Origin of the sequence: Pseudoalteromonas sp. GCY, assembly GCF_016695175.1 — a bacterium.
In the GTDB taxonomy this organism is placed as follows: Bacteria; Pseudomonadota; Gammaproteobacteria; order Enterobacterales; family Alteromonadaceae; genus Pseudoalteromonas.
This window is the reverse complement of sequence record NZ_CP068023.1, coordinates 2,309,031-2,331,971: the sequence shown is the minus strand read 5'-3', so window position 1 is coordinate 2,331,971 and position 22,941 is coordinate 2,309,031. Positions and strand designations below refer to the sequence as shown.

19 protein-coding genes are annotated in these 22,941 nt (G+C 42.6%); 6 read left to right on the top strand and 13 right to left on the bottom strand.

All coding sequences use genetic code 11. From position 1 onward, the window contains the following. The first annotated feature begins 3 nt into the window (after positions 1-3). The 3 genes from JJQ94_RS15560 to JJQ94_RS15550 all read left to right on the top strand — a co-directional run bounded on the left by JJQ94_RS15560 (position 4) and on the right by JJQ94_RS15550 (position 2,681). Complete coding sequence (locus JJQ94_RS15560; protein WP_099029243.1) at positions 4-954, top strand: sensor histidine kinase; 951 nt, start codon at positions 4-6, stop codon at positions 952-954. Between the two features lie 125 nt (positions 955-1,079). Then, positions 1,080-2,102 (top strand): biotin/lipoyl-containing protein, encoded by a 1,023-nt coding sequence (locus JJQ94_RS15555; RefSeq protein WP_099029242.1) that lies wholly within the window; start codon positions 1,080-1,082, stop codon positions 2,100-2,102. A 63-nt stretch (positions 2,103-2,165) separates the two neighbouring features. Continuing rightward, positions 2,166-2,681: a DUF7691 family protein gene (locus JJQ94_RS15550; protein WP_099029241.1), complete on the top strand. Its 516-nt coding sequence runs from the start codon at positions 2,166-2,168 to the stop codon at positions 2,679-2,681. A gap of 62 nt (positions 2,682-2,743) precedes the next feature. On the opposite strand, the gene JJQ94_RS15545 is transcribed toward JJQ94_RS15550, so the two are convergent. From JJQ94_RS15545 to JJQ94_RS15525, 5 genes are all read right to left on the bottom strand, one after another. Then, complete coding sequence (locus JJQ94_RS15545; protein ID WP_099029240.1) at positions 2,744-4,096, bottom strand: sensor histidine kinase; 1,353 nt, start codon at positions 4,094-4,096, stop codon at positions 2,744-2,746. After that, entirely contained in the window at positions 4,093-4,758 is a 666-nt protein-coding gene (locus JJQ94_RS15540; protein WP_099029239.1) for a response regulator, read from the bottom strand. The genes JJQ94_RS15545 and JJQ94_RS15540 overlap by 4 nt, the downstream gene beginning before the upstream one ends. After that, positions 4,755-7,820 carry an efflux RND transporter permease subunit gene (locus tag JJQ94_RS15535; protein WP_099029238.1) on the bottom strand — a complete coding sequence of 1,022 codons (3,066 nt, stop codon included), beginning with the start codon at positions 7,818-7,820 and terminating at the stop codon, positions 4,755-4,757. The genes JJQ94_RS15540 and JJQ94_RS15535 overlap by 4 nt, the downstream gene beginning before the upstream one ends. Positions 7,821-7,924: 104 nt before the next feature. After that, positions 7,925-8,998 carry an efflux RND transporter periplasmic adaptor subunit gene (locus JJQ94_RS15530; protein WP_172439897.1) on the bottom strand — a complete coding sequence of 358 codons (1,074 nt, stop codon included), beginning with the start codon at positions 8,996-8,998 and terminating at the stop codon, positions 7,925-7,927. Beyond that, positions 8,988-9,746: a MipA/OmpV family protein gene (locus tag JJQ94_RS15525; protein ID WP_099029236.1), complete on the bottom strand. Its 759-nt coding sequence runs from the start codon at positions 9,744-9,746 to the stop codon at positions 8,988-8,990. The genes JJQ94_RS15530 and JJQ94_RS15525 overlap by 11 nt, the downstream gene beginning before the upstream one ends. 289 nt (positions 9,747-10,035) lie before the next feature. Between JJQ94_RS15525 and JJQ94_RS15520 the strand changes: the two genes are divergently transcribed. Continuing rightward, complete coding sequence (locus JJQ94_RS15520; RefSeq protein WP_017219474.1) at positions 10,036-10,485, top strand: DUF4826 family protein; 450 nt, start codon at positions 10,036-10,038, stop codon at positions 10,483-10,485. Here JJQ94_RS15520 and JJQ94_RS15515 read toward each other — a convergent pair. The 8 genes from JJQ94_RS15515 to cspD all read right to left on the bottom strand — a co-directional run bounded on the left by JJQ94_RS15515 (position 10,469) and on the right by cspD (position 19,481). Beyond that, the gene (locus JJQ94_RS15515) at positions 10,469-10,927 is read right to left on the bottom strand and encodes a GNAT family N-acetyltransferase (protein WP_017219473.1); all 459 of its coding nucleotides are present in this window, start codon (positions 10,925-10,927) and stop codon (positions 10,469-10,471) included. The two genes, JJQ94_RS15520 and JJQ94_RS15515, sit on opposite strands and share 17 nt — an antisense overlap. A gap of 133 nt (positions 10,928-11,060) precedes the next feature. Continuing rightward, complete coding sequence (locus JJQ94_RS15510) at positions 11,061-12,248, bottom strand: ribosomal protein uL16 3-hydroxylase (RefSeq protein ID WP_099029235.1); 1,188 nt, start codon at positions 12,246-12,248, stop codon at positions 11,061-11,063. 108 nt (positions 12,249-12,356) lie between these two features. Beyond that, positions 12,357-13,727: an adenylosuccinate lyase gene (purB, locus tag JJQ94_RS15505; RefSeq protein ID WP_099029234.1), complete on the bottom strand. Its 1,371-nt coding sequence runs from the start codon at positions 13,725-13,727 to the stop codon at positions 12,357-12,359. A gap of 227 nt (positions 13,728-13,954) precedes the next feature. After that, positions 13,955-14,557: a high frequency lysogenization protein HflD gene (gene hflD / locus JJQ94_RS15500; RefSeq protein WP_099029233.1), complete on the bottom strand. Its 603-nt coding sequence runs from the start codon at positions 14,555-14,557 to the stop codon at positions 13,955-13,957. Next, positions 14,557-15,657, bottom strand: a complete 1,101-nt coding sequence (gene mnmA / locus JJQ94_RS15495) for a tRNA 2-thiouridine(34) synthase MnmA (RefSeq protein WP_099029232.1) — start codon at positions 15,655-15,657, stop codon at positions 14,557-14,559. The genes hflD and mnmA overlap by 1 nt, the downstream gene beginning before the upstream one ends. 114 nt (positions 15,658-15,771) lie before the next feature. After that, the gene (locus JJQ94_RS15490; RefSeq protein WP_099029231.1) at positions 15,772-16,440 is read right to left on the bottom strand and encodes a pseudouridine synthase; all 669 of its coding nucleotides are present in this window, start codon (positions 16,438-16,440) and stop codon (positions 15,772-15,774) included. Positions 16,441-16,551: 111 nt separating this feature from the next. Further along, positions 16,552-18,771 carry an NADP-dependent isocitrate dehydrogenase gene (locus tag JJQ94_RS15485; protein ID WP_099029230.1) on the bottom strand — a complete coding sequence of 740 codons (2,220 nt, stop codon included), beginning with the start codon at positions 18,769-18,771 and terminating at the stop codon, positions 16,552-16,554. Positions 18,772-19,262: 491 nt separating this feature from the next. Next, entirely contained in the window at positions 19,263-19,481 is a 219-nt protein-coding gene (cspD, locus tag JJQ94_RS15480; protein WP_010379294.1) for a cold shock domain-containing protein CspD, read from the bottom strand. A gap of 199 nt (positions 19,482-19,680) precedes the next feature. On the opposite strand from cspD, the gene clpS reads away from it, so the two are divergent. Then, positions 19,681-19,998 (top strand): ATP-dependent Clp protease adapter ClpS, encoded by a 318-nt coding sequence (gene clpS, locus JJQ94_RS15475; protein WP_010379297.1) that lies wholly within the window; start codon positions 19,681-19,683, stop codon positions 19,996-19,998. A 28-nt stretch (positions 19,999-20,026) separates the two neighbouring features. Beyond that, complete coding sequence (gene clpA, locus JJQ94_RS15470) at positions 20,027-22,291, top strand: ATP-dependent Clp protease ATP-binding subunit ClpA (protein ID WP_099029229.1); 2,265 nt, start codon at positions 20,027-20,029, stop codon at positions 22,289-22,291. The last annotated feature ends 650 nt before the right edge of the window (positions 22,292-22,941 follow it).

The window sequence follows — 22,941 nt, the reverse complement described above, 5'->3', positions numbered from 1 at the left end:
TCGATGTCTGAATATAACGACTATAAAAAGGCGTATCTAAGAGAGCGTCGTGCACGTGATGAAGTTGAGTCATTACTTGAAGAGAAAACCCGTGCGTTATATTTGGCTAATCAAACACTTGAACGTCAATTAGAACAGCTTAAGAATCAACAAGCCGTACTAATAAACAACGAACGTATGGCAACGTTAGGGACACTATCAGCAGGCGTTGCGCATGAGTTAAATAACCCGTTGGCATATGTGGCAGGTAACCTTGAGTCACTTAATTACTATATCTCGCCAATCTTGCAGTTACTTGAGACAGTAAAATTACTTGAGCAAAATGAATTGAGAGGAGATCAATTGGAAGCTCGCCTTATTGATATATATTTAAGGCAACGTGTTGACGAGATTACGAATGATTTGCCGGATCTCGTTTATGATACGCTGCACGGCTGTGAGCGAATTAAAACCATAGTAAACGATTTAATGAATTTCTCCCGCTCCAATAACGATAGTTTCAGTAGGGCGTCTCTAAAGCCTATTGTTGAAGACACGCTTCGTTTACTTCATGGTCAATTGAAGGGATACGAGCTAACCGTCGCGGTCGAAGATGTACCAACTATCTATTGTAAGGAGGGAGCGCTAAAACAAGCTATCATCAATCTTTTGGTGAATGCTAAATATGCGGTAGACATGAGCCATAAATCGCATAAATCAATAGAAGTGCTACTTGCACCGGGTAACGCTCAAGATATTATCTTAAGCGTTAGCGACAACGGAGTAGGAATTGATGCTGATGTGCTTCCTAGATTATTCGATCCTTTCTTTACGACTAAGCCTGTAGGCGAGGGTACGGGCATGGGACTTGCCGTCACCCAAGCGATAGTAAAAGAACACAAAGGAAAAATTGATGTTCATAGCCAAGAAGGAGTGGGTAGTCAGTTTACTATTTCCTTTCCTCTGGAGCAGTGAGAAGCTTGCACCTGTCCCTTTTTTGTAATACGTTAATCGACTAAATCAGACATATTATCAGTGATTTTCATCTGAGGTTTCGAGCCTCATCTCTTAATTGGATACTTAAACGTAATAGGGAAATTATGACGATGGAAATGAAAGTGCCCGTGTTGCCTGAGTTAATAGATACTGCAAAAATTGCAACACTCTATGTAGCCGAAGGACATCAAGTTGCAAAAGATCAAGTCTTATGTGATATCGAAACGGATAAGGTCGCATTGGAGCTACGAGCGCCAGAAGCCAGCCGTATCGGTAAAATCGTGGTAAACGAAGGCGATGTTTTGAAAGCAGATGCGCTTATTATGTCAATCATTCCTGATCCAGAATTAAACCACTTAGTTGCACTTGAACCGAAGAGAGTTCATCAGCTGCTCAGTAATGAAGACATCACTACTGACCATGAGTTGAAAGGAAAAGGCAATATTGACGTGCAGATCGATGTATTACCCGATTTTGTCGAGAGTGCAACGATTATTGAAATCTATGTTAAAGAAGGAGATATGGTTGCTTGTGGCGATAGGCTTTGCGATGTTTATACTGACAAGGTCATCCTCGAAGTTTGTGCTCCCAATGATGGCGTAGTGTGCGACTTTATCAAAAAGCTTGAGCAAGCAGTCGTTGCAGGTGAAACGATCGTCACTTTGTATCACCCCGAGTATATTGCGCCTGAGACTACACTTCCTGAATCGAAAGAAGATAATATTGATGTCTTAATAGCTCAAGTATTGTTAGACCCAGCTTTGGATAATGAACCTTCTAAGCTGGTCGAGCTTAATAGGCCTTCTCATCAGGCTACATGCGATAATTTAGAAGCTCATAAAGATATAGCGGCAGTCGAAGCAACCGATAGCACGGTTATTGATACACAGCTTAAAAATGAATCTCCCCCTCTTAGTACTCAAACTGGCGATAGCGATGTTGATTTAACAAATGACCATGTTAGTCCAGCTTCAACGGTTTTACGATCAGAGTCTTCAGTGATTGCCCATGTAAGAGAAGATTGTAGCAAAGACAGTCAAGAAGGAAGTGCTAGCTCTGGCAAAGTAATTACGTTTGCCGCCAGTGTAATCGTTATTGCGCTGGCAGGTTGTTTTTTGCTGGTTTAACTTCGCGCTTGTAGCAGCTGCAAAGAAGTTAACCAGCTATTTTACTCAAAAAGGAGATTTTTAATGAGTTATAATGTCACTGCATACCAAGTTGATGCAGAAAAAGTAAAAGCGGTGTGGGGAAGTAAAGATCAGCAATTTTTGGATAGGTTTTTATCCAAATATCGAGATGAAATTGCAGGGCAAGAAGAAGAGCTGGATGTTAAGGGATATGCCGCTTGCATGGCGAATATTATAAATGGAACGAGTACAGATGAGGACGACGAAGACAACTTTATTTACGGGTATCTATATGAAATGCTATGCCAAGAATTTGGTGAGATGGTTCGCCATGATGACTTTCTAGACATAATGGAAGATGTGACGCCATCTAATCATAAAGCATTTATTCCTATTCCCAAAAACGATGACTGGCCTGAATTCTACAGCGTCCCTCTTGAAGAATTAGAGCTGGGTCGACAGGTTTTTCTTGGTAGTGACGAACCATATACTAAGGAAACTTCCTATATAGAAACGGTAAACTTCATTTTCGATACAGCAGTTCAAAACCACAAAGCTTTGGTTTTCTTTGGTTATTGATTTGAGGTTTCAATCTACCGATTAAAATTTTTGACAATAAATACGGCGCTGTTTGGAGCAGGTCATTTAAAGGTGACACAAAAGGTCGCACCACCCATATAATTTTGACATGTAACATCTAATGTGGCGTGATGTAAATCGACTACCTCTTTTACAATAGCGAGACCAAGACCACTGCCAGTCATTGATGACTGCTCTTTGCGCCAAAAACGCTCGAAGATTTTTTCATAATTTTGGATATCGATCCCAGGGCCGCTATCCATAACTTCGATACATTTTCCAGAGGCCTTTACTTTAATCTGAGCTTGCTCAGTACTGTGGCGTAGGGCATTTTCGATGAGATTCTTTATCATGATATGAATGGAGGACTGATCGCCTGTAATTACTTCTCCAGTATCATCAATTTCCAGTTCTAGCTGTTTATCCATGGTGACAGATAATGGCGCCAGCATCATACAGGCTTCTTTTGCTAACGGTACAATACTGAGCGAATGCTTTTCGTAAGCATTAAGGCTCTGTGCACGAGACAGGTCTAACAATTGCTGTACAACACGTGTCATATAACTTACATCCGCCAAAATACCAGAGTGGGTGTGTTTATCTAACTGGGCGAGTTCAACACGGGTATTGAGAATTGCAAGCGGGGTTTTTAACTCATGGGCTGCGTTAGCAACAAATCGCTTTTGTTCATCAAAACCTGTTTCGACTCTTGCCATCGCTTGATTCAACGAATGCACAATGGGAACGATCTCAACAGGGAGACCTTGCTCACTTAGCCTAAAATTGAGCTGTTCAGGTCTTATCCTTTGAAGTTGCTCCGCAACGCTTTTCACGGGCCGAACAATAGAGCGAATAGACAGATATCCAACAACCATAAATACTAAAAATGCCGCGCTGATGATAAAAATAGAGACTTGGCTCAGTACGGGCATGACTGCTTCATTGGCAAGCTCGCCAATAAGATCATTCCTGCCCAAATCTATGAACACCGGGACAGTGTCAATGTTGGTTTCGATGCGATAACGATCAATGCCATTAAGGTGAGAATATCCAAGGGGGATATCTTTAGTATCAATCAATGCTTGCAACGCCAAGGAACTACTCTCATTGGTTGTAGACTGCAGCAAAACAGCACCAGTTTGTGCGTGTGTGACTCGAAACACGAGGTTATTGTACAAAGCATCATAGCCCCATTTCTCGGCCACGCTGTCAGATTGATATATTAACTTATTCGTATTATCAAAGTAGAGTTGCTCTTGAATGTCTTCACTCATACCAACCATGCTTTGCTCAACAGCAAGATTGGCATAATTTGTGGAAAATAAATATAAACTAACCCCAATCAGGCTGAATACTGCAGATCCAATAATAAAAAAATGCAGAAATATCTTTTTCGCGAGAGAAAGTTGCTTCATGTTAAAATATATCCTATACCACGCAGTGTATTGATCGTTGTTTGTGCATTGGACGATTCTAGTTTTTTGCGGATCCTGTGTACTGCAACTTGGATTGCATTATCCGTTACTTCGAAACCCATGGCATAAATCGCATCGTAAAGCGCATCTTTGCCCACGGTTAAACCGGCATTTCTGATCATATATTCTAAAATAGCAACTTCCGTTTTCCCCATCGCTAAATTTTCACAGCCAACGGTGACACGGCGTGCTTTTGTATCAACAGCAAGATTGTTATGTGTTAATAGATTTCCGGTGTAGGTACTTGGGCGGCGCAGTAGAGCTCGAAGTCTTGCCTTAAGCTCGTCAATCGCGAAGGGTTTATTCAGGTAATCATCCGCACCCAAATCAAGTCCTTTGATGCGATCATCGACGCTACCACGCGCGGTGAGGATCAAAATTGGTAATGCGTTTTGTTGTTTTCGAATTGAGCGAATAACCTCTAAACCATCTTTATCTGGCAAGCCTAAATCTAATATGAGGGCATCATACTGCCAGCTTTGCATTAATTGTTCATTTTGTGCAGCAGTTGCAGCAATATCAGCGGCGTGACCGTCTTGAGTGATTGCTTGCTGTATAAATGTAGCAAGCTGCTGATTGTCTTCGGTGATTAGCACTCTCATTGAATTAATATTTCCTTATTTTCTATTTCTAGTTTTGGTTTTTGAAAACGTTTACTTGATAGTAAAAACTTTAGTATGAGCGGCAACACCAGCATCGTAAGCAAAGTTGAAGTCAGCAAACCTCCAATTACTGCAAAGGCTAATGGTGGCCACAAAGGGCTTGCACTGGAAGTTAGCGGCAACATGCCAACTATGGTTGTTAATGTAGTTACTATAACAGGACGAAGACGCATTTGTACCGATAAACAAATTGCCTGCGATAGCTTTGTGCCTTGATTTAAATGCTCAAGTGTATGCTCAATCAGCAAAATTGCGCTGTTCACCACAATACCCATAAGCGCGAGTACACCTAATATTGACATAAAACCAAATGGTACTCCGACGATAGATAACATAGCCGGCGCTCCTACAACGCCGAGGGGAATAGTGAACATCACCAATATTGCTAAACGATATGAATTAAACTGCAACATTAATGCCCCAAATAACAATGCGACTCCAAAAGGAAGTGTTTGTAGTAAAGCGCCATTAGCCTGTTCTGATTCTTCCAATTCTCCACCAAACATTAACGTTACATGATGTTGCTGCGCGATTGTTAGCAAGGTCGGTTGTAGCGCTTCGAGGATTTCTTCTTCGTCACTTCCCATAGCGACATCCGCTTTTATAGACATTACAAACTTGCCATCGCGCCTTTCAATAAATGGTGGTGTGCCAATAACCTCGGAATTCAAGACAGCAAATAGGGGGATGCTTAATTGGTTGGGCAGCATGATTTGAGTATTTAAAATATCAGAACTACTTTGATTAGAAGTAGTATCAACTATCACTAAATCTATCGGCTCGAAATTATAATCAAGGGTTGTTACTTTTAGCCCAGAGCTACGCCATGCGATATATTCAGCAATATCGCTGCGAGTTAGCCCCAAGGCTGATAAGGTAAGTTGCTGGGCTTCTAAGTTAATGGTAGGAGCGCCCAAACTATAATTACGATATGGGGAGGTGATTTTAGGGTGCTGTCTGAGGTGCATAAGCATAGCTTCAGCGCTTGCGAATAGTGCATTGCGGTCATTGCCACTCAACCTCAACTCAATCGGACTCTCAATAGGTGGACCTTGTCCAAGCTCTCGGGTGCTGATTAAGATTTCAGGAAATTGCTTGCTTAAATTGCTATCTATGAAACGTGAAAATTCAGGCGGGTTGACATCATCCTGCAGCGTTAATACAACTCGAGCAATATGGGATTCATTTGGTTTTTGTGCAAGGTTATAGTAGAACCTTGGACCTGAAAAGCCGCTAAACACCATCACTTCACTGACTTGAGGGTACTGAAGGGCATACTCGGCGATTTGATTTGCAGTCTTGGTTGTTGTTTCTATGTGGCTAGCTAACGGCAATTGGACGTCGATATAAATCTGATTGCGGTTAGCGTTTGGGAAAAACTTGCCGTTGGCATTGGGTAGCGAAAGTAAAGTGCATAGCGTGACAGTAGCGGCCACTATCGTGTATACGGGATTTTGTAATGTTTTATGAGCTAGCTGATAGCCAAATGTTGAAAGTTTCTGAGTAACGGTTTCCTGCCACCTTTCTAGCCAAGGGATGGAAATAGGGAAATAAACAAAAAGTACAGGAAGCAGTAGTAATGCTGCAATATAACTCAATGAGATGCAGATGATAACGAGCACTGGGATAGTAGCAATGAAATCAGCGACACTTCCTTTTGCCAATAGCATGGGAACGAATGCTGCGATAGTAGTCATTGTTGCCGCCGCAAGCGGTTTTTTCAATTCGTTTACAGAGTGCGCCAAGGCAGATCTCATCGTAAACCCTTTGCTGCATAAATAACTCAGGCGCTCAGCTACGATAATGCAATTATCAACCATCAAACCTAATGAGAGTACCAAGCCAGCAATAGTCATTTGGTGAATAACACCATCGAAAGTAGTAAATAACGCCAGTGACGAAAACACGATAGCGGGTACGGTTAAACTGATAACAATCGCACTTTGCACCGAGAGAAATAGTAATAAAACAACGCAAATAGCGATACAGCTTTGAATTAGAGAATTTACTAATCCTTCGCGGCGTTTTTGAGACCAGTCGGGCTGGAAAATATCAATTTTAATGGGATCATCTGCATATCGCGCATTAATGTCGGCAATAGCTTGTTTTATGGTATCTCCAGCGTCAGCGATATTATGCTGGTTGGGCGGTAGAGATAACGCAATACCGATGACTCGTTGACCATTTTGCCAATACTGCTCGCTTGAAGCCGGGACTGTTCTATAGCCAATATCAGCGATAGTGCTGAGTGGGATTTTTGACCCGTCAGGTGTTGTTATTTGTACGTTTTTTAACTGAGCGTCGTTACGCAGGTGATTGACTGGCAATAGCGATAGCGCACTTTGATTTTGCGACAAGACGCCAAGACTATCTTGCTGATTGGCATCCTGTAGTTGTTTTGCAATCTCTGCTGGCGAAAGGCCAAAAGCGAGCATCCGCTCTTGAGAATAGAAAATAGCTAATTCGAGTCCGGGGTCGCCTACTAGCGAGGCACTTCTCACAACGTCGAGATACTCAAGCTCATCACGCACTTCGAGGGCGAGCTTTCTATCTGCTGTTAATCCTTTTCCTGTGCGCACGGTTAAGACTATCCCTTGAGTATCTTGTGCTCGATCTACGACATAGATCTGGCTATCAGTTAAGCTTGCACCCAGTGGTGCCACTTCATCTTTGATGCGTTGCCAAACTAAAGCGGTATTATACACTTGCTCTTTAAGCTCGATATTGATAACGGCACTTCCTGCTTTTATCCGCGCGTGAATGGTATTAATCTCATCAATTTTTGCTAAACGTCGCTCAAGTGGCTTAACAACGACATCATTGAGTTGGGTTACACTAGCACTTGGATTTACAATTTGAATAAAACCATTTCGATAGGGAAAACTGGGGTCCTCCTGACTTTTTGCTTTAAACCAGCCTACAATACCTGTGAATACAAGCAGCAAAGTTAGCCCGAGTACTAAACGTGGAGTGAGATAATTAGATGAGAGAAGCTTATCCATAAACCTCCTCCTGTAACCTATAGGTAGATCTGCCAATAGTGCTTGTAAATAAGATCAGCAGAGGTCGGTTAAATACAAAGTGTGAGAATAGGACTAATAAGCTTTTACTTTTGCTCATGAGACTCACCTTCCAATAACGCCAAGTTAAAATTTAACTTAGCCTCCGATGTGATGAGCACGTTTTTACCCATCAGTTTTGGTGCAGTGACTATGACTTGGTTATCATCATTGTCAAAAATAGTCACATCGCGTCGTTGGACCTTGGGTTCAGTAACCAGCACATAGGCTTGCCCCATGGCATCATAGTGGATTGCGTTGGTTGGCACTTTATAGAGTGGTGTATTGGTGATAGGGAGCTCAAGCCGACTATGCAGGCCAACTAGTTCAGAGCCACTCACCTCCAAATCGACGATAAGTTTAAAAAGCTTACCAACGGCATTAGAAGGTAAACCTTTCTCTATAATTTTACCGTCTAGGCTTTTGCTTAGCGAAGGAATGGATATGCGAACGGCTTGGTTAAGCTGTAAAGCAATAAATTCTTGTTCAGGTAGCTGAAATTCAGTTTTTAGCGTAGACAATGTCTGGAGTTGGAAAATTGGCTGTCCCGCAGAGACAACATCACCTGAACGAGCGTAAATATTGGTGACGATACCTTCCTCTCGAGCGAATATTTTGTTCTCATTCAGTGCATTTTTTGCCTCTTCAACCTGAGCTTGTGCTGCTTGGACTTGCTGGGTTGCAATATTAAACGCAAGCCTAGCGGACTCAAGCGCCGAATTTGCCATAAGCTTCTCCGTAAAGAGCTTTTTAGCTCGGTCGAAATCAAGCTGTGTCTTTCGCTCAGTACGTTTAGAACTGGCTAGTAACGCTTGTTTTTCACGCAGCTGGGCGCTAAGTCTTGGAGAATAGAGGGACGCTAGCACGTCTCCTTTTTTAACTAATTGACCTGAATAGGCATATAAAGACTCAATTCTCCCTTGTGACAGGGAAGCAACATAGACAACATCACTACCTGTGATTCGACTATAAAAATGCTTCATCGGAATAGTTGTAGCTAACTCTACAGGTACTGAAGTAAGCGTCGTTGAGCGTTTTTCTGCAGTAGTTTCTACGTTTGAAGGATCACCGAAGCCCTGAAGCGTTAAGGTGATCGTTATTATTAATAGTCTAAAAAACATACACATACCCAAGCAAAACTTGTACGTTGCCAGAGGCATCAATAAGAGGAGAATCTTTTATTTCATCACCGTAACTGGTGTAACTAACATCAGCTTTAAGCATATGGTGTTTACCAAAAAACCAATCGCTTTGAATACCGACTTCGAGTGCTGTGCTGGATTCACCAAGGTAATAGGGTCGAGAACTTAATGCTTCGTTTACTCTGACACCATAGTAATAATCAACAAGGTCTTCACTTTGAAAGTTCGCAGCGATATACGGGTATACTCTGCCGTCAGCAAATCTAAATGGTACGCCATAGCTTACACTGGCTTCATAGCCTTTGTGTGTACTACTTACGTCATGCATAAACTCGAATCCAAATTCACCAAAGCTAGTATCATATTCCGCTTCAAATCCAGCATCGATACTCATATCTCTGTCTTCCATGCCAGTAAAGAACTTGCTATCAGCTGCCTCGAATCCATCTAACCGTAATTGAGCACCCACACTGATTTCAAATTGTTCGGCTTGATATAGTTTATAGGTTGCTCTTGGCCCTAGTAGGTTGAAGTCGCCATATTGTATGGCGATGGCCGGTACAAACTCTGTTTCATTTCCAATATCTATATAACCTTGATCCTGAGCAATAATAGCGCCGCCGATCCCCCATTTTAGCGCTTCTGATTGGGGTTGCTGTTCAGCAAACGCTGACGAACAACAAAAGAATGAAAGGGAAGTAGTGATAGTTAATAGTAATCTAGCCATAGTCAGTATTCCTTGAGTTTAAGTAATCATGTTGATGTGGCTAGAATAGAAAAAGAAACTTTCTCGAAACTTACAGCTCAGTAATTAATCATATAAACTCAAAATTCCTTCGTTCGTATTGCCGTTATGACTGCAAAAGCTTAGTATCAGGTAACTTCGCAAGCGTTTGAGTGCTTGGTGTATAAGAATCAAAACCGATTTGCTGAATAATTTGCTATGAAACGCACCGCGTAAATAACGATAAAGTAAAATGCTATTCGGTAATCTAAAAAGAATAAAAGGGTGAACAATGAGTGAAGAACAAAACCAACCGCAGCAAGAGGCGTTGACACCAGAACAACAGCAGCAACGATCAATACAATGGCAGCGTAGCTGCGTGCAAGCTGCACAAAAACATCTCGCGGATAAAGGGGTGTTACCGCAAAGTATTATTGAAAAAGAATGTCGTTATATTGAGCCATTGGTTGCGCTTTGGAAAATCAAAGGTCAAAACGGCAAAAAGTATTGGGTGATCACAGGTAATCTACCGACGGATCATATTGAGGCATCAGCAGCCGCTACAGCACGTGAAGCACTGCGCTATTTTTCATTCCATTGGCAGATGAAAGCGGAAGAAATTATGTCTGCAAAGCCAGTAGAAAAAACACAAGCCCAGTTTGCTAATCTACTGGTAAACCGAGCTCATGGTTTATATGACCTTTTCGCTAAAGACGAACTTTGGGCTAATGAAGCATCGTAAACGGCTCCATCTTGAGTGATTGAATAGGGCATTTCAAGCGCTGTCTTGGAATGCCAGCTTCCATAAATACGTGTCCATGCGTGGAAAACCCCGATTGTAAAAATTCGGGCACTTCATCCAAAATGCATTGGATAAAAACGTCTTCAAAGCCTTTGTCTTTTGCCAAGTCAACAAGTCCCCCAATCAACGAAGCGTAGGCATCTCGATTACGGTGAGATTTGAATATCGCGATACGGCTTAATAAGCCGTCTTCACACAGTCGTCCTGTGCCAACTGGCCCATCTAATTCGTCAATAATGATTAAGTGCTCAGCAGTGATATCCTGCTGATCAAACTCAACTTCTTTAGGAATGTGAAGTTCGTACACAAATACGCGCTCGCGTATCGCTTTGAGCTCCAATTTTTTGGTCTGCCAAGTTACTCTACTGATCCTATAACTCATACTGCCCCCATCTACAGATTGCACCTGCATTCCCTGTTTAGCGACAAGCTAGAGCTTGCAAAAACCTTGAAGATCAAGGATTTCGCGGCATATTGTTGTTTTTGTGAACGCGGCTATCTTGTTCTAACAGGCTCTACTCCCAATCCTCATCGAAGTCAGCATCGGCTGGATCACTGTCTTCAACGAAGTAGGTCCCATCATTAATCAGTTTAGTTAACGTTTGTTTAAATTCCAAACTATTTAATGCAGGAATTATTGCATTAAACTCAAACACAACGTGATCACTTAGCTGCTTTACGGCATCTAAACAATGATGGTCTAATTCATAGTTTTCACCATTAACACTGAACAAAATATGATCGTCACAGATTTGGTAAATAGCACGCACTCCACCTGCGCGATAAACCAATGGATTTTCTCTGGCGATCTCGACAAGTTCCTGAGGAACAATTATGGGGTCTAATGGCGCGAGATCCATCTCATGTTTTGGTTCGCTGAGTGTTTTTCCAAGCCATTGACTGTATAGTGCCTTATCTTCAATTAAAGCGCTGAGCAGAGACTTTATCTGCTGTTGGTCGTCGCAGGTCACTTCTCCAATAGACGCTCTGAGTTGTAACTCTGGATCGCTAAAACGACGTTTGCCAGCTTCCATATCAATAACGTGATCGGCAAAGCTAGAAAGCAAGTCTTTTTGATCAGGTGCCCTAAAGCCAACTGAGTAGTTTAAAGCATCCTCAACTGCGTAACCTTCGTGAGGACAAGCCGGCGGAATATATAAGATATCACCCGGTTCAAGAACCGCATCAATAACCGCTTCGAATTGTTCTACTTGCAATAGACTCTTGTTGCGCGCAAATTGCTTTAGGCTGTTGTCCCGTTCGCCAACTCGCCAATGACGTTTACCTTGTCCTTGAATTATAAAGACATCATATTGATCTAAGTGTGGACCAACACCACCACCAGGCGTCGAAAAGCTGATCATCAAATCGTCTATACGCCAATTTGGTATAAATCTAAACGCTTCTATTAATTCTGCGGCTTGTGGGTGCCAGTGATCAACGGCTTGAACCAATAGGGTGCTGTTGCTATCGGTGAGTAAATCAAATTGTTCAAAAGGGCCGTGATGGGCTTCCCAGTTATCATTGTGATTAGTGACAATTCGAGATTCTATGCATTCTTCAGTTGCAAGGCCGGCAAGTTCATCTGGCTCAATTGGGTCTTCAAAGCCTCGGAATCCTTGTTTGATGAGTAGTGGCTTCTTTTGCCAATACAGGGCAAGAAATTGTTCGAAGGTAAGGTCATTTATTTGCAATTGATACATAGGGAAATTCCAGTAATAAAAAAGCGAAAGAGTGCACTCTTTCGCTTATTCTATACTAATTAGTATAAAAACTAGTGTCGCTTTTTACTTAACCGAAGTTCAGGTTACTTAGTTTAGTTCGTCAATGAACGCTTCAGCACGACCAATATAGTTTGCTGGCGTCATTTCTTTCATCTGTGCTTTTACTTCATTTGGCAAGTCTAGGTTATCGATGAAGTCAGCCATGATTTCTTTGTTTACGCGTTTACCACGAGTAAGATCTTTTAGCTTTTCATATGGCTTTTCGATACCGTACTTACGCATTACCGTTTGGATTGGCTCTGCAAGTAGTTCCCAGTTATCATCAAGCTCAGCAAGTAAACGATCAGCATTGACTTCTAACTTGCTGACACCTTTAAGCGTTGCTTGATACGCGATAAGCGCATAACCCATACCAACACCTAAATTACGTAAAACCGTTGAGTCAGTTAGGTCGCGCTGCCAGCGTGAAACAGGTAGTTTTTGTGCAAGATGAGCAAAGATAGCGTTAGCAATTCCAAGGTTACCTTCAGAGTTTTCAAAGTCGATAGGGTTAACTTTGTGAGGCATTGTTGAAGAACCAATCTCACCCGCAATGGTTTTTTGCTTGAAGTGGTTTAGCGCGATATAACCCCAAACGTCACGGTCAAAGTCAATTAAGATAGTATTGAAGCGTGCAATCGCATCGAATAGCTCCGCGATATAGTCATGCGGTTCGATTTGTGTTGTGAACGGGTTCCAAGTCAAACCTAGACTTGATACAAAACGTTCACTGTGTGCATGCCAATCGTAATCTGGATAAGCGCTTAGGTGAGCATTATAGTTACCAACGGCACCATTGATTTTACCAAGCATTTGTACGTTAGCGATTTGCTGACGTTGACGTTGCAGACGAACATACACGTTTGCAAACTCTTTACCCATGGTTGATGGTGAGGCAGGTTGGCCGTGTGTACGAGTCATCATTGGAATTGACTTATACTCAATCGCTTTGTCTTTGATTGCGCTCAATAGCTCATCACAATATGGTAGTAATACCGTGTCACGCGCTTCGGTTAGCATTAGGCCATGAGAAAGGTTGTTGATGTCCTCAGAAGTACATGCGAAATGAATAAATTCATTGACCGCATTTAGCTCGGCATTGTCAGCTACTTTTTCTTTAAGAAGGTATTCTACAGCTTTAACGTCGTGGTTAGTGGTGCGCTCAATCTCCTTTACGCGCGCAGCGTCTGCTTCGCTGAAGTTTTCAACGATGCTATCAAGAAGTGCGTTGGCTTCATCGCTGAAAGCGGGTACTTCTTTAATGGCGTCGCTGCTCGCTAGCGCTTGTAGCCAACGAACTTCTACGATGACGCGGTACTTGATCAAGCCAAATTCACTGAAGATGCTTCTCAGCTCTTTGGTCTTGCTACCATAGCGACCATCCACAGGAGAGATAGCGGTTAACGCTGAAAGCTCCATAATAACTCCTAACTATTTGTTTTTGAACGATACTTAGATAGTGGCATAAGAGCCACTACGAATTTTATACCAATTTGATTAATTAAGTGATCTATTTTGAGGCGAGAAAATCTAGTCGATAACAAGGCAAAAATTTTGCTATTTAGTTGTTCTAAATAAGAAATTTTTAACGCTGTTAGCGTCAGATTTGCTCCTTCAAATTGAGCAAGTATTAAGACAAATTGGTATTACATATAACTTTTTGCAGCAGTAATGATTTTCTTTTTCGCAAAAAAGAAATGACGACGTTTACCGCCGAGCTGGCGCCACAGTACTGCACTACGGATCCCCGCGAGTAATAGCGCCCGAATTTTTTGTTGTGTTGCAGTTTGTTTTAGTAATTCTGGCTTACCGAATACTTGGATCTTAGGGCCTAAAGGGCTGATAACTTCGCCGTAAATGTCGGCAAGTGCTGCAACAACTTGGCTTTCACAGATATCAAAGTGTAATAACTGGCGCTCTACTTGCTGAATTTTTTGGGCTAACAAATCAAGAGATTTGCTATCGTTACTTAGCACCCGCTCTAATTGCATCATAGCGCCAACATACTTAACCATTTCAACGTCTTTTTCGCCGCCAGCCGAAAGTTGCTCGATCAGCGTTCGACAGCCTGTTTTGATGGCAAATTTGTCTGGGTAAACGTCCTCAGGACGTTCAGGAGAAGTGTTAATAATGCTTTTTAAAAAGCCATCAACTTCGTTTTCATTGAAGGTGCCGTAACGCGCACATTTTTGTACCAGTTTACTGATCTGACACATTGCCGCCAGAGGCATTACGTATTGGTTTTGCATTATTTAATCACCGACTCAATAATACCGCCGCCAAGGCACACGTCATTCGCGTAGAATACCGCAGATTGTCCGGGAGTTACGGCTTTTTGTGGTTCATCGAATAGCACACGTGCCATACCATCTTGGCCAACTAATAACGTACAAGGAATGTCGGTTTGGCGATAACGTGTTTTTACCGTGCAGCGAGTTGTACCTTGTGGACCTACGCGGTCAACCCAATGTAGCTGATTTGCGTTTAGACCGTTGCTGAAAAGGCGAGGGTGGTTTTTACCTTGACCAACAACCAGTACATTACGTTCGATATCTTTATCTACCACATACCAAGGTTCGCCGTTGCCTTCTTTAGAACCACCAATTAATAGGCCCTTACGTTGACCTAGCGTGTGGTACATCAAGCCTTCATGTTCACCAACATGATTACCTTCACAATCTTCAATCACACCAGGCTGCGCGGGCAAAAATTTGGCAAGGAAGTCTTTAAATTTGCGCTCACCGATAAAGCAGATCCCGGTTGAATCTTTTTTATCGTGCGTGATTAGGCCTTGATCTTCTGCGATTTTACGCACTTCTGGCTTTTCAATTTCACCAACAGGGAAGAGTGTTTGCGCAATATGTTCATGGCTTAATGTGTAAAGGAAGTAGCTTTGATCCTTGTTCTCGTCATCTCCCCGAAGCATAACGAATTTACCGTCAAGCTCTGCGCGACGAACATAGTGGCCAGTTGCGATATAGTCCGCACCCAACGCTTCTGCTGCAAACTGTAAAAAGGCTTTAAATTTGATTTCTTTGTTGCACATGATGTCTGGGTTTGGTGTACGGCCAGCCTTGTATTCTTCAAGGAAGTGTTCAAACACATTGTCCCAGTATTCAGCAGCAAAGTTCACGGTGTGTAGCTCAATACCTAACTTATCACACACTGCCTGAGCATCTTTTAGATCTTCAGCTGCTGCACAATACTCATCATTGTCATCTTCTTCCCAATTCTTCATAAACAGGCCTTCTACTTGGTAGCCTTGTTGTTTTAAAAGGTAGGCAGATACAGAAGAATCTACACCGCCGGACATTCCGACAATGACTTTAATGTGACTATTATCGCTCATAATTTCGCTATTAATCTTAATGCTCAGATAGAAAGCGCTTATTATACTCAAATCTCTTTAAATTGCACGCCCGTGAGGCGTTCAAGCGCAGGAGAAAAGTCCTAGTAGGAAATGCTAAAGCACTCGATATTCACCGTTTTTAAGATCGCCCAGACTATATTTGCCTATTTGTGCACGAATAAGTCTAAGCGTGGGATGACCAATATGCGCCGTCATACGACGAACTTGTCTATTACGTCCTTCTTTGATGGAAATAGAAAGCCAGGTTGTCGGGATATTTTTGCGTTCTCTAATCGGCGGATTACGTGGCCAAACATTAGGCTCAGTCATTACTTCTACTTTAGCGGGTAAAGTTGGACCATCTTTTAGTGCTACACCGTTTCTAAGCGCATTTAGGCTTTCGGTACTCGGCTCGCCTTCGACCTGAACCCAGTAGGTTTTATATGTCGATTTTTTAGGAGAAGTTAGGGTGTTTTGTAATTTACCGCAGTTGGTAAGTAGCAATAGCCCCTCACTATCTCTATCCAAGCGACCTGCAGCATACACATCTTTGATATCAATAAAATCAGCCAATGTTTGACGATTTTGGTCATCAGTAAACTGACACAAAACATCAAAAGGCTTATTAAATAGAACGACTTTTACTTGTTCTGGTGGTAGGGCGGGTTTTGACTGTCGGTTAGTTATTGGCTTTTTCCGTGTTGTGGTGTGTCTAGAGAATGCGGGCTTATTAGCATATGATTTTCTTTTGTTATTTGTGTTGGCTCTACTACTTGTGTTCATCGCCACATTCCTAAGATTCACGAAAAATGGCATTTTAGCGCAATTGCTCGCGAGTGTCGCCTGAAAGCAAAAAAGCGACCCTCGGGCCGCTTTTTGACTGTTATCGGAAGATTACAGTGACGCTAGTACGTCGTTAAATACCGCTGATGGACGCATAGCTGCGAACGCTTTGTCGTCTTCTGGCTGGTAATAACCACCAACATCCATTGCTTGGCCTTGTGCTTCATTCAGTGCAGCAACAATATCAGCCTCTTTTGCTGTCAGTTCCGCAGCAACATTTTCAAACTTAGCTTTAAGCTCTGCATCTTTGTCTTGTGCAGCCAGCTCTTGAGCCCAGTACATTGCAAGGTAGAAATGGCTACCACGGTTATCAAGCTCTTTCACTTTACGTGAAGGTGACTTGTTTTCATCTAAGAACTTAGCTGTTGCTGCATCCAGTGTATCTGCAAGTACTTGTGCCTTAGCATTACCCGTTGTTTGGCTTAAATGCTCAAAAGAAGCAGCAAGTGCAAGGAATTCGCCAAGCGAGTCCCAACGCAAGTGGTTTTCTTTTTCGAACTGTTGTACGTGTTTAGGCGCAGAACCACCCGCACCAGTTTCAAATAAGCCACCGCCGTTCATTAGTGGAACGATAGATAGCATTTTTGCACTAGTACCAAGCTCTAAAATTGGGAATAGGTCAGTGAGGTAATCGCGTAACACGTTACCCGTGACCGAAATGGTATCTTCGCCTTTTTTCATGCGCTCTAGTGAGTATAGCGTTGCATCTACTGGTGCTTTGATTAAGATTTCAAGGCCATCAGTGTCATGCTCAGGCAAATATGCGTTTACCTTTTTGATAAGTTCAGCGTCGTGAGCACGCGCTTCGTCTAACCAGAAAACTGCTGGCGTATTTGTCGCGCGAGCACGGTTAACTGCTAGTTTTACCCAGTCTTTGATAGGTGCATCTTTCACCTGACACATACGCCAGATGTCGCCTTCTTCGACTGTGTGTTCAAGTAAGGTGTTACCCGCAGCATCGACAACACGGATTGTGCCAGCTGATGGCGCTTCAAACGTTTTGTCGTGTGAACCATACTCTTCTGCTTTTTGTGCCATTAGACCGACGTTAGGAATAGTGCCCATTGTTCGTGGGTCAAATGCACCATTTTCTTTACAGAAATCGATAGTCGCGCTGTACACACCTGAGTAACAACGATCAGGGATCACAAAAGCAGTATCTTGTTGTTTACCTTCAGCGTTCCACATCTGGCCACTTGAACGAATTGCAGCAGGCATTGATGCATCGATGATCACGTCGCTAGGCACATGAAGGTTTGTAATACCACGGTCAGAGTCTACCATTGCGATATCAGGTGCTGTCTCGTAAACTGCAGCAAGGTCAGCTTCGATTTCTTTGCGCTTTGCGTCGTCTAACGACTCAATTTTAGAGTACACGTCGCCAACACCATTGCTTGCATCAACACCGATTTCAGCAAATGTCGCCGCATGCTTCTCGAATACGTCTTTGTAAAATACTTTTACAGCATGACCAAAGATGATTGGGTCTGACACCTTCATCATGGTTGCTTTCATGTGTAGCGAGAACAAAACGCCTTTATCTTTTGCTTCTTGTACTTGTGCTGCTAAGAATTCACGTAGTGCTTGTACACTCATTCGAGAGGCGTCAATGATTTCACCTGCAAGTAGTGGCGTGCTTTGTTTAAGTACGGTGATGTCACCATTGCTTGCTACGTGTTCAATACGAACATCAGTTGCTTCAGCAACTGTTACCGACTGTTCAGAACCGAAGAAGTCACCGTCAGCCATTGATGCAACATAAGACTGAGAGTCTTTAGACCAAGCACCCATTGAATGCGGGTTTTTACGAGCGTAGCCTTTGACTGAAGTTGGAGCACGGCGGTCTGAGTTACCTTCACGAAGTACAGGGTTTACCGCACTACCTTTGATTTTGTCATAACGTGCTTTAACATCGGCTTCTTCGTCTGTTTTGGCTTCAGAAGGATACTCTGGAAGCGCGTAACCTTTGGCTTGCAATTCTTTAATCGCTGCACGAAGTTGTGGAATTGAAGCACTGATATTAGGTAACTTGATGATGTTAGCTTCAGGCGTTTTAGCAAGTGCACCTAGCTCAGCGAGTGCATCACCAATACGTTGTTCTTCTTTTAAGTACTCAGGGAAAGTCGCAATGATACGTCCTGCAAGTGAAATATCGCGAGTTTCAACTTCGATATTTGCAGGCTTAGTGAATGCTTGGATGATTGGCAATAGCGAGTAAGTTGCGAGAGCCGGGGCTTCATCTGTTTTGGTATAGATAATTTTCGATGTCATCATCATTCCTAGATAGTTGTGGGCTTTTAAGCCGTTCAACAATTGCTAATAGGACTAAGCAACGCAATTTTCACACTCAACAACATGTTGTTGTAGCCGGTTTAAATGAGACCAGTTCACTAAGCGATTAATGAAAGATGCAAAAAACCTCGACAATCCTCGTTAGAATCGATGCCTAGGTAGCGCAGCATTAGCAAGTTTGTTAGGTATTAATACTTTTGGCTTATTACAATAACTGGTATTCATTCAGCATTGAAATGCATCAAAGTAGCAATATCTAACCAACCTGAAATTGACTTTGCAAGCGTGCTTTAGTCTAACAGTGTTTGCATATGGGGGCTAATTATTAAATTTAAAGTGCAAAAGTGAAAAGTTATAACAAACGTGATAAAGGAAAGGCTGAAAATTACTTTTAGATTTGGTGGAGCGATTCAAAGAGAGGAATAAGCGAGCACTCATGTAACCCGCTTTAGCCAAAAACTACTTAACACTTATACAACATCTTCCGTAATTGGAGCGATGTTGGTTGCGTGTAGACCCTTAGGTCCTTGTTGTAGCTCGAATGATACATCCTGACCAGCTTTAAGCGTCTTGTATCCATCCATTACAATCGTTGAGTAATGAGCAAAGATATCTTCGTCACTGCCGTCTTCTACGATGAAACCAAACCCTTTGGCGTTATTGAACCATTTGACTTTTCCGCAAGCCATACTTCTACATCCTTCTATAAGTTGACTAAATTAAAGTTAATCTACTCTTTTAATTTTGCTAAACTGCCCATAGATTAGACAGTCATGTAAGACTGTAGTTTATATGAGCAAGCAGTCAAGTTTTTTGCTCTTTTTTTTAACATTTTATTTATTTCTCAAATCTATTTGCTTGAGTATATAAGACAAGACTATATTTATTATGAGTGGGACAAAAGATTCTGGTGTATTGGACGCCGTTCGTGAGGAACAGAAGCAGCAGCTTCAGCCGCCGCGAAAATATAAAGTGATTTTGAATAATGATGATTACACGCCCATGGATTTTGTTGTCGAGGTATTGACGACATTCTTCAATATGGATAGCGAGAGAGCAACTGAGGTGATGCTTGAAGTGCATCACAAGGGAAAAGCGGTATGTGGAGTATACCCTGCTGACATAGCCCATACCAAGGCTGAGCAGGTAAACCGATATGCTCGTGACAACGAGCACCCGCTGCTCTGTAGTTGTGAGCAGGAATGACCTATAAATTTCTTGTTGGGGGTTGCCAATGCTAAACAAAGACTTAGAACTTACTCTTAATGCCGCGTTTCGCGAGGCCCGTTCTCGCCGTCACGAGTTTATGACGGTTGAGCATTTATTACTTGCATTGATCGATAACCCCTCTGCTAGTGAGGCGCTAGATGCCTGTGGTGTCGATATGGATACCTTGAAGCGCGAGTTATCAGAGTTTATTGATGAAACTACGCCTGTTATTCCAGATTTAGAGGAAGACAGAGAGACACAACCAACACTTGGTTTTCAACGTGTGCTACAACGCGCTGTATTCCATGTTCAATCATCCGGTCGCTCAGAAGTGACTGGGGTAAATGTACTTGTCGCAATTTTTTCTGAGCAAGAAAGCCAAGCTGTTTATTTACTGAAAAAGGCTGACGTGAGCCGCTTGGATATCGTTAATTTCATTAGTCATGGTATCTCTAAGATTGAAGATGATCACGAGCAAGACGATCATGAAGAGATGCAAGACGAAAGCGGTGAAATGCAGCAGGAAGAGAAAACAAAGCTGGAAAATTTCACTTCTAACCTAAATGTTCAAGCAGAATCTGGTCGTATTGATCCGCTGGTTGGTCGTGATGAGGAAGTTGAGCGTACGGTTCAGGTACTGTGCCGTCGTAAGAAAAATAACCCATTACTCGTTGGTGAAGCGGGGGTTGGTAAAACCGCGATTGCTGAAGGTTTAGCGTATCGAATAGTCAATAATCAGGTACCCGATGTAATTGCCGATGCAGTGGTTTACTCACTGGATATGGGGGCATTACTTGCGGGTACAAAATATCGCGGTGACTTTGAGAAGCGTTTTAAAGCGCTACTGAAAGAACTTCAATCGAAACCTCATGCGATATTATTTATTGACGAAATTCATACCATTATCGGCGCTGGTGCCGCCTCAGGTGGTGTGATGGATGCGTCGAACCTAATTAAGCCACTGTTATCGAGTGGGCAGCTTCGCTGTATGGGGTCGACAACATACTCTGAATTCAAGAATATTTTTGAGAAAGACAGAGCATTAGTGCGCCGCTTCCAGAAAATCGATGTGGTTGAACCGAGTGTCGAAGATACAACTAAGATCTTACATGGTTTGAAAGAGCGTTATGAAGAGCACCACGGTATTCGTTACACGCAAAAAGCGTTAAAAGCGGCTGCTGAACTGAGTGCTAAATATATCAATGAGCGCCACTTGCCTGACAAAGCAATCGATGTCATTGATGAAGCGGGCGCAAGTCAAAGACTACAGCCAACTTCAAGACGCAAGAAAACGATTAACGTGTCGGACATTGAAGCGATTGTGTCTAAAATGGCACGTATCCCACAGCAAAGCGTGTCATCTAGTGATAAAGAAACACTTAAGAACCTTGATCGTAACTTGAAGATGTTGGTGTTTGGTCAAGATGAGTCGATTGATGCGTTAACATCAGCAATTCGCTTATCACGCTCTGGTCTTGCTAATGAAGACAAGCCTGTAGGTTCATTCTTGTTTGCAGGTCCTACAGGGGTTGGTAAAACCGAAGTAACTAAGCAACTTGCTAAGTGTATGGGCATAGAATTTATTCGCTTCGACATGTCGGAGTACTCTGAGCGCCATGCCGTTAGCCGCCTAATTGGTGCGCCTCCGGGATATGTTGGCTTTGAGCAGGGGGGACTGTTGACTGAGGCTGCAATCAAGCATCCTCATGCAGTGGTGTTGCTCGATGAAATAGAGAAAGCACACCCAGACATCTACAACATTCTATTGCAGGTTATGGATCATGGTACGCTAACAGACAACAATGGTCGTAAGGCAGACTTTAGAAACATTGTATTGGTGATGACAACAAATGCGGGTGTGCAAGAGACTGTTCGTCAATCGATTGGATTCCAGCAGCAAGACTACTCTCATGATGCCATGGTAGAAATCAATAAGGTGTTTACACCAGAGTTTAGAAATCGTTTGGATAACATCATTTGGTTCAACCATCTAGAGAAAGAAGTTATCTTGCAAGTTGTTGATAAATTCATTGTTGAATTACAAGCGCAGCTTGATAAGAAGTCCGTTAATCTGGAACTTACGGCTCAAGCACGAGATTGGCTAGCAGATCTTGGTTATGATAAGGCTATGGGGGCTCGTCCAATGGCGAGAGTTATTCAGGACAACCTGAAAAAGCCACTTGCCAATGAAATCTTGTTTGGTCATTTGTCTGATGGCGGGACGGTAAAAGTCACAGTGAAAGACAACAAGTTGTCCTTTGATTACCAAACGGAAGCGGTATCAGCATAAAGCCTTTGTGAAGTATTTGATAAAGCCCAGCATCGCTGGGCTCTTTGTTATCACTCAGCTTGATGCGGCATTATCGTCTCTTAAACTCAGTGCTAGTCGTTCGTGTATACTAATTGCTTGAATGAACTTGGTATACCTAAGTAACATCAGTATTTTGAAGTCGCTTGGGTATCAACGAGTTTACGGCATCAACTTAGTATAAATCTACACACGCAGAGTAACGAGCACGGAAGACCATGGTGCTCCCTTTGAACGCTGAGGTTAGGGCTAGATAATAACTTCAAACAACAAAAAGCCCAGAATAGCTGGGCTTTTTGTTATCACTCAGTTTGATGCGGCATTATCGTCTCTCAAACTTAGTGCTAGTCGTTCGTGTATACTAATTGCTTGAATGAACTTGGTATACCTAAGTAACATCAGTATTTTGAAGTCGCTTGGGTATCAACGAGTTTACGGCATCAACTTAGTATAAATCTACACACGCAGAGTAACGAGCACGGAAGACCATGGTGTTCCCTTTGAACGCTGAGGTTAGGGCTAGATAATAACTTCAAACGACAAAAAGCCCAGCATCGCTGGGCTCTTTGTTATCACTCAGCTTGATGCGGCATTATCGTCTCTCAAACTTAGTGCTAGTCGTTCGTGTATAC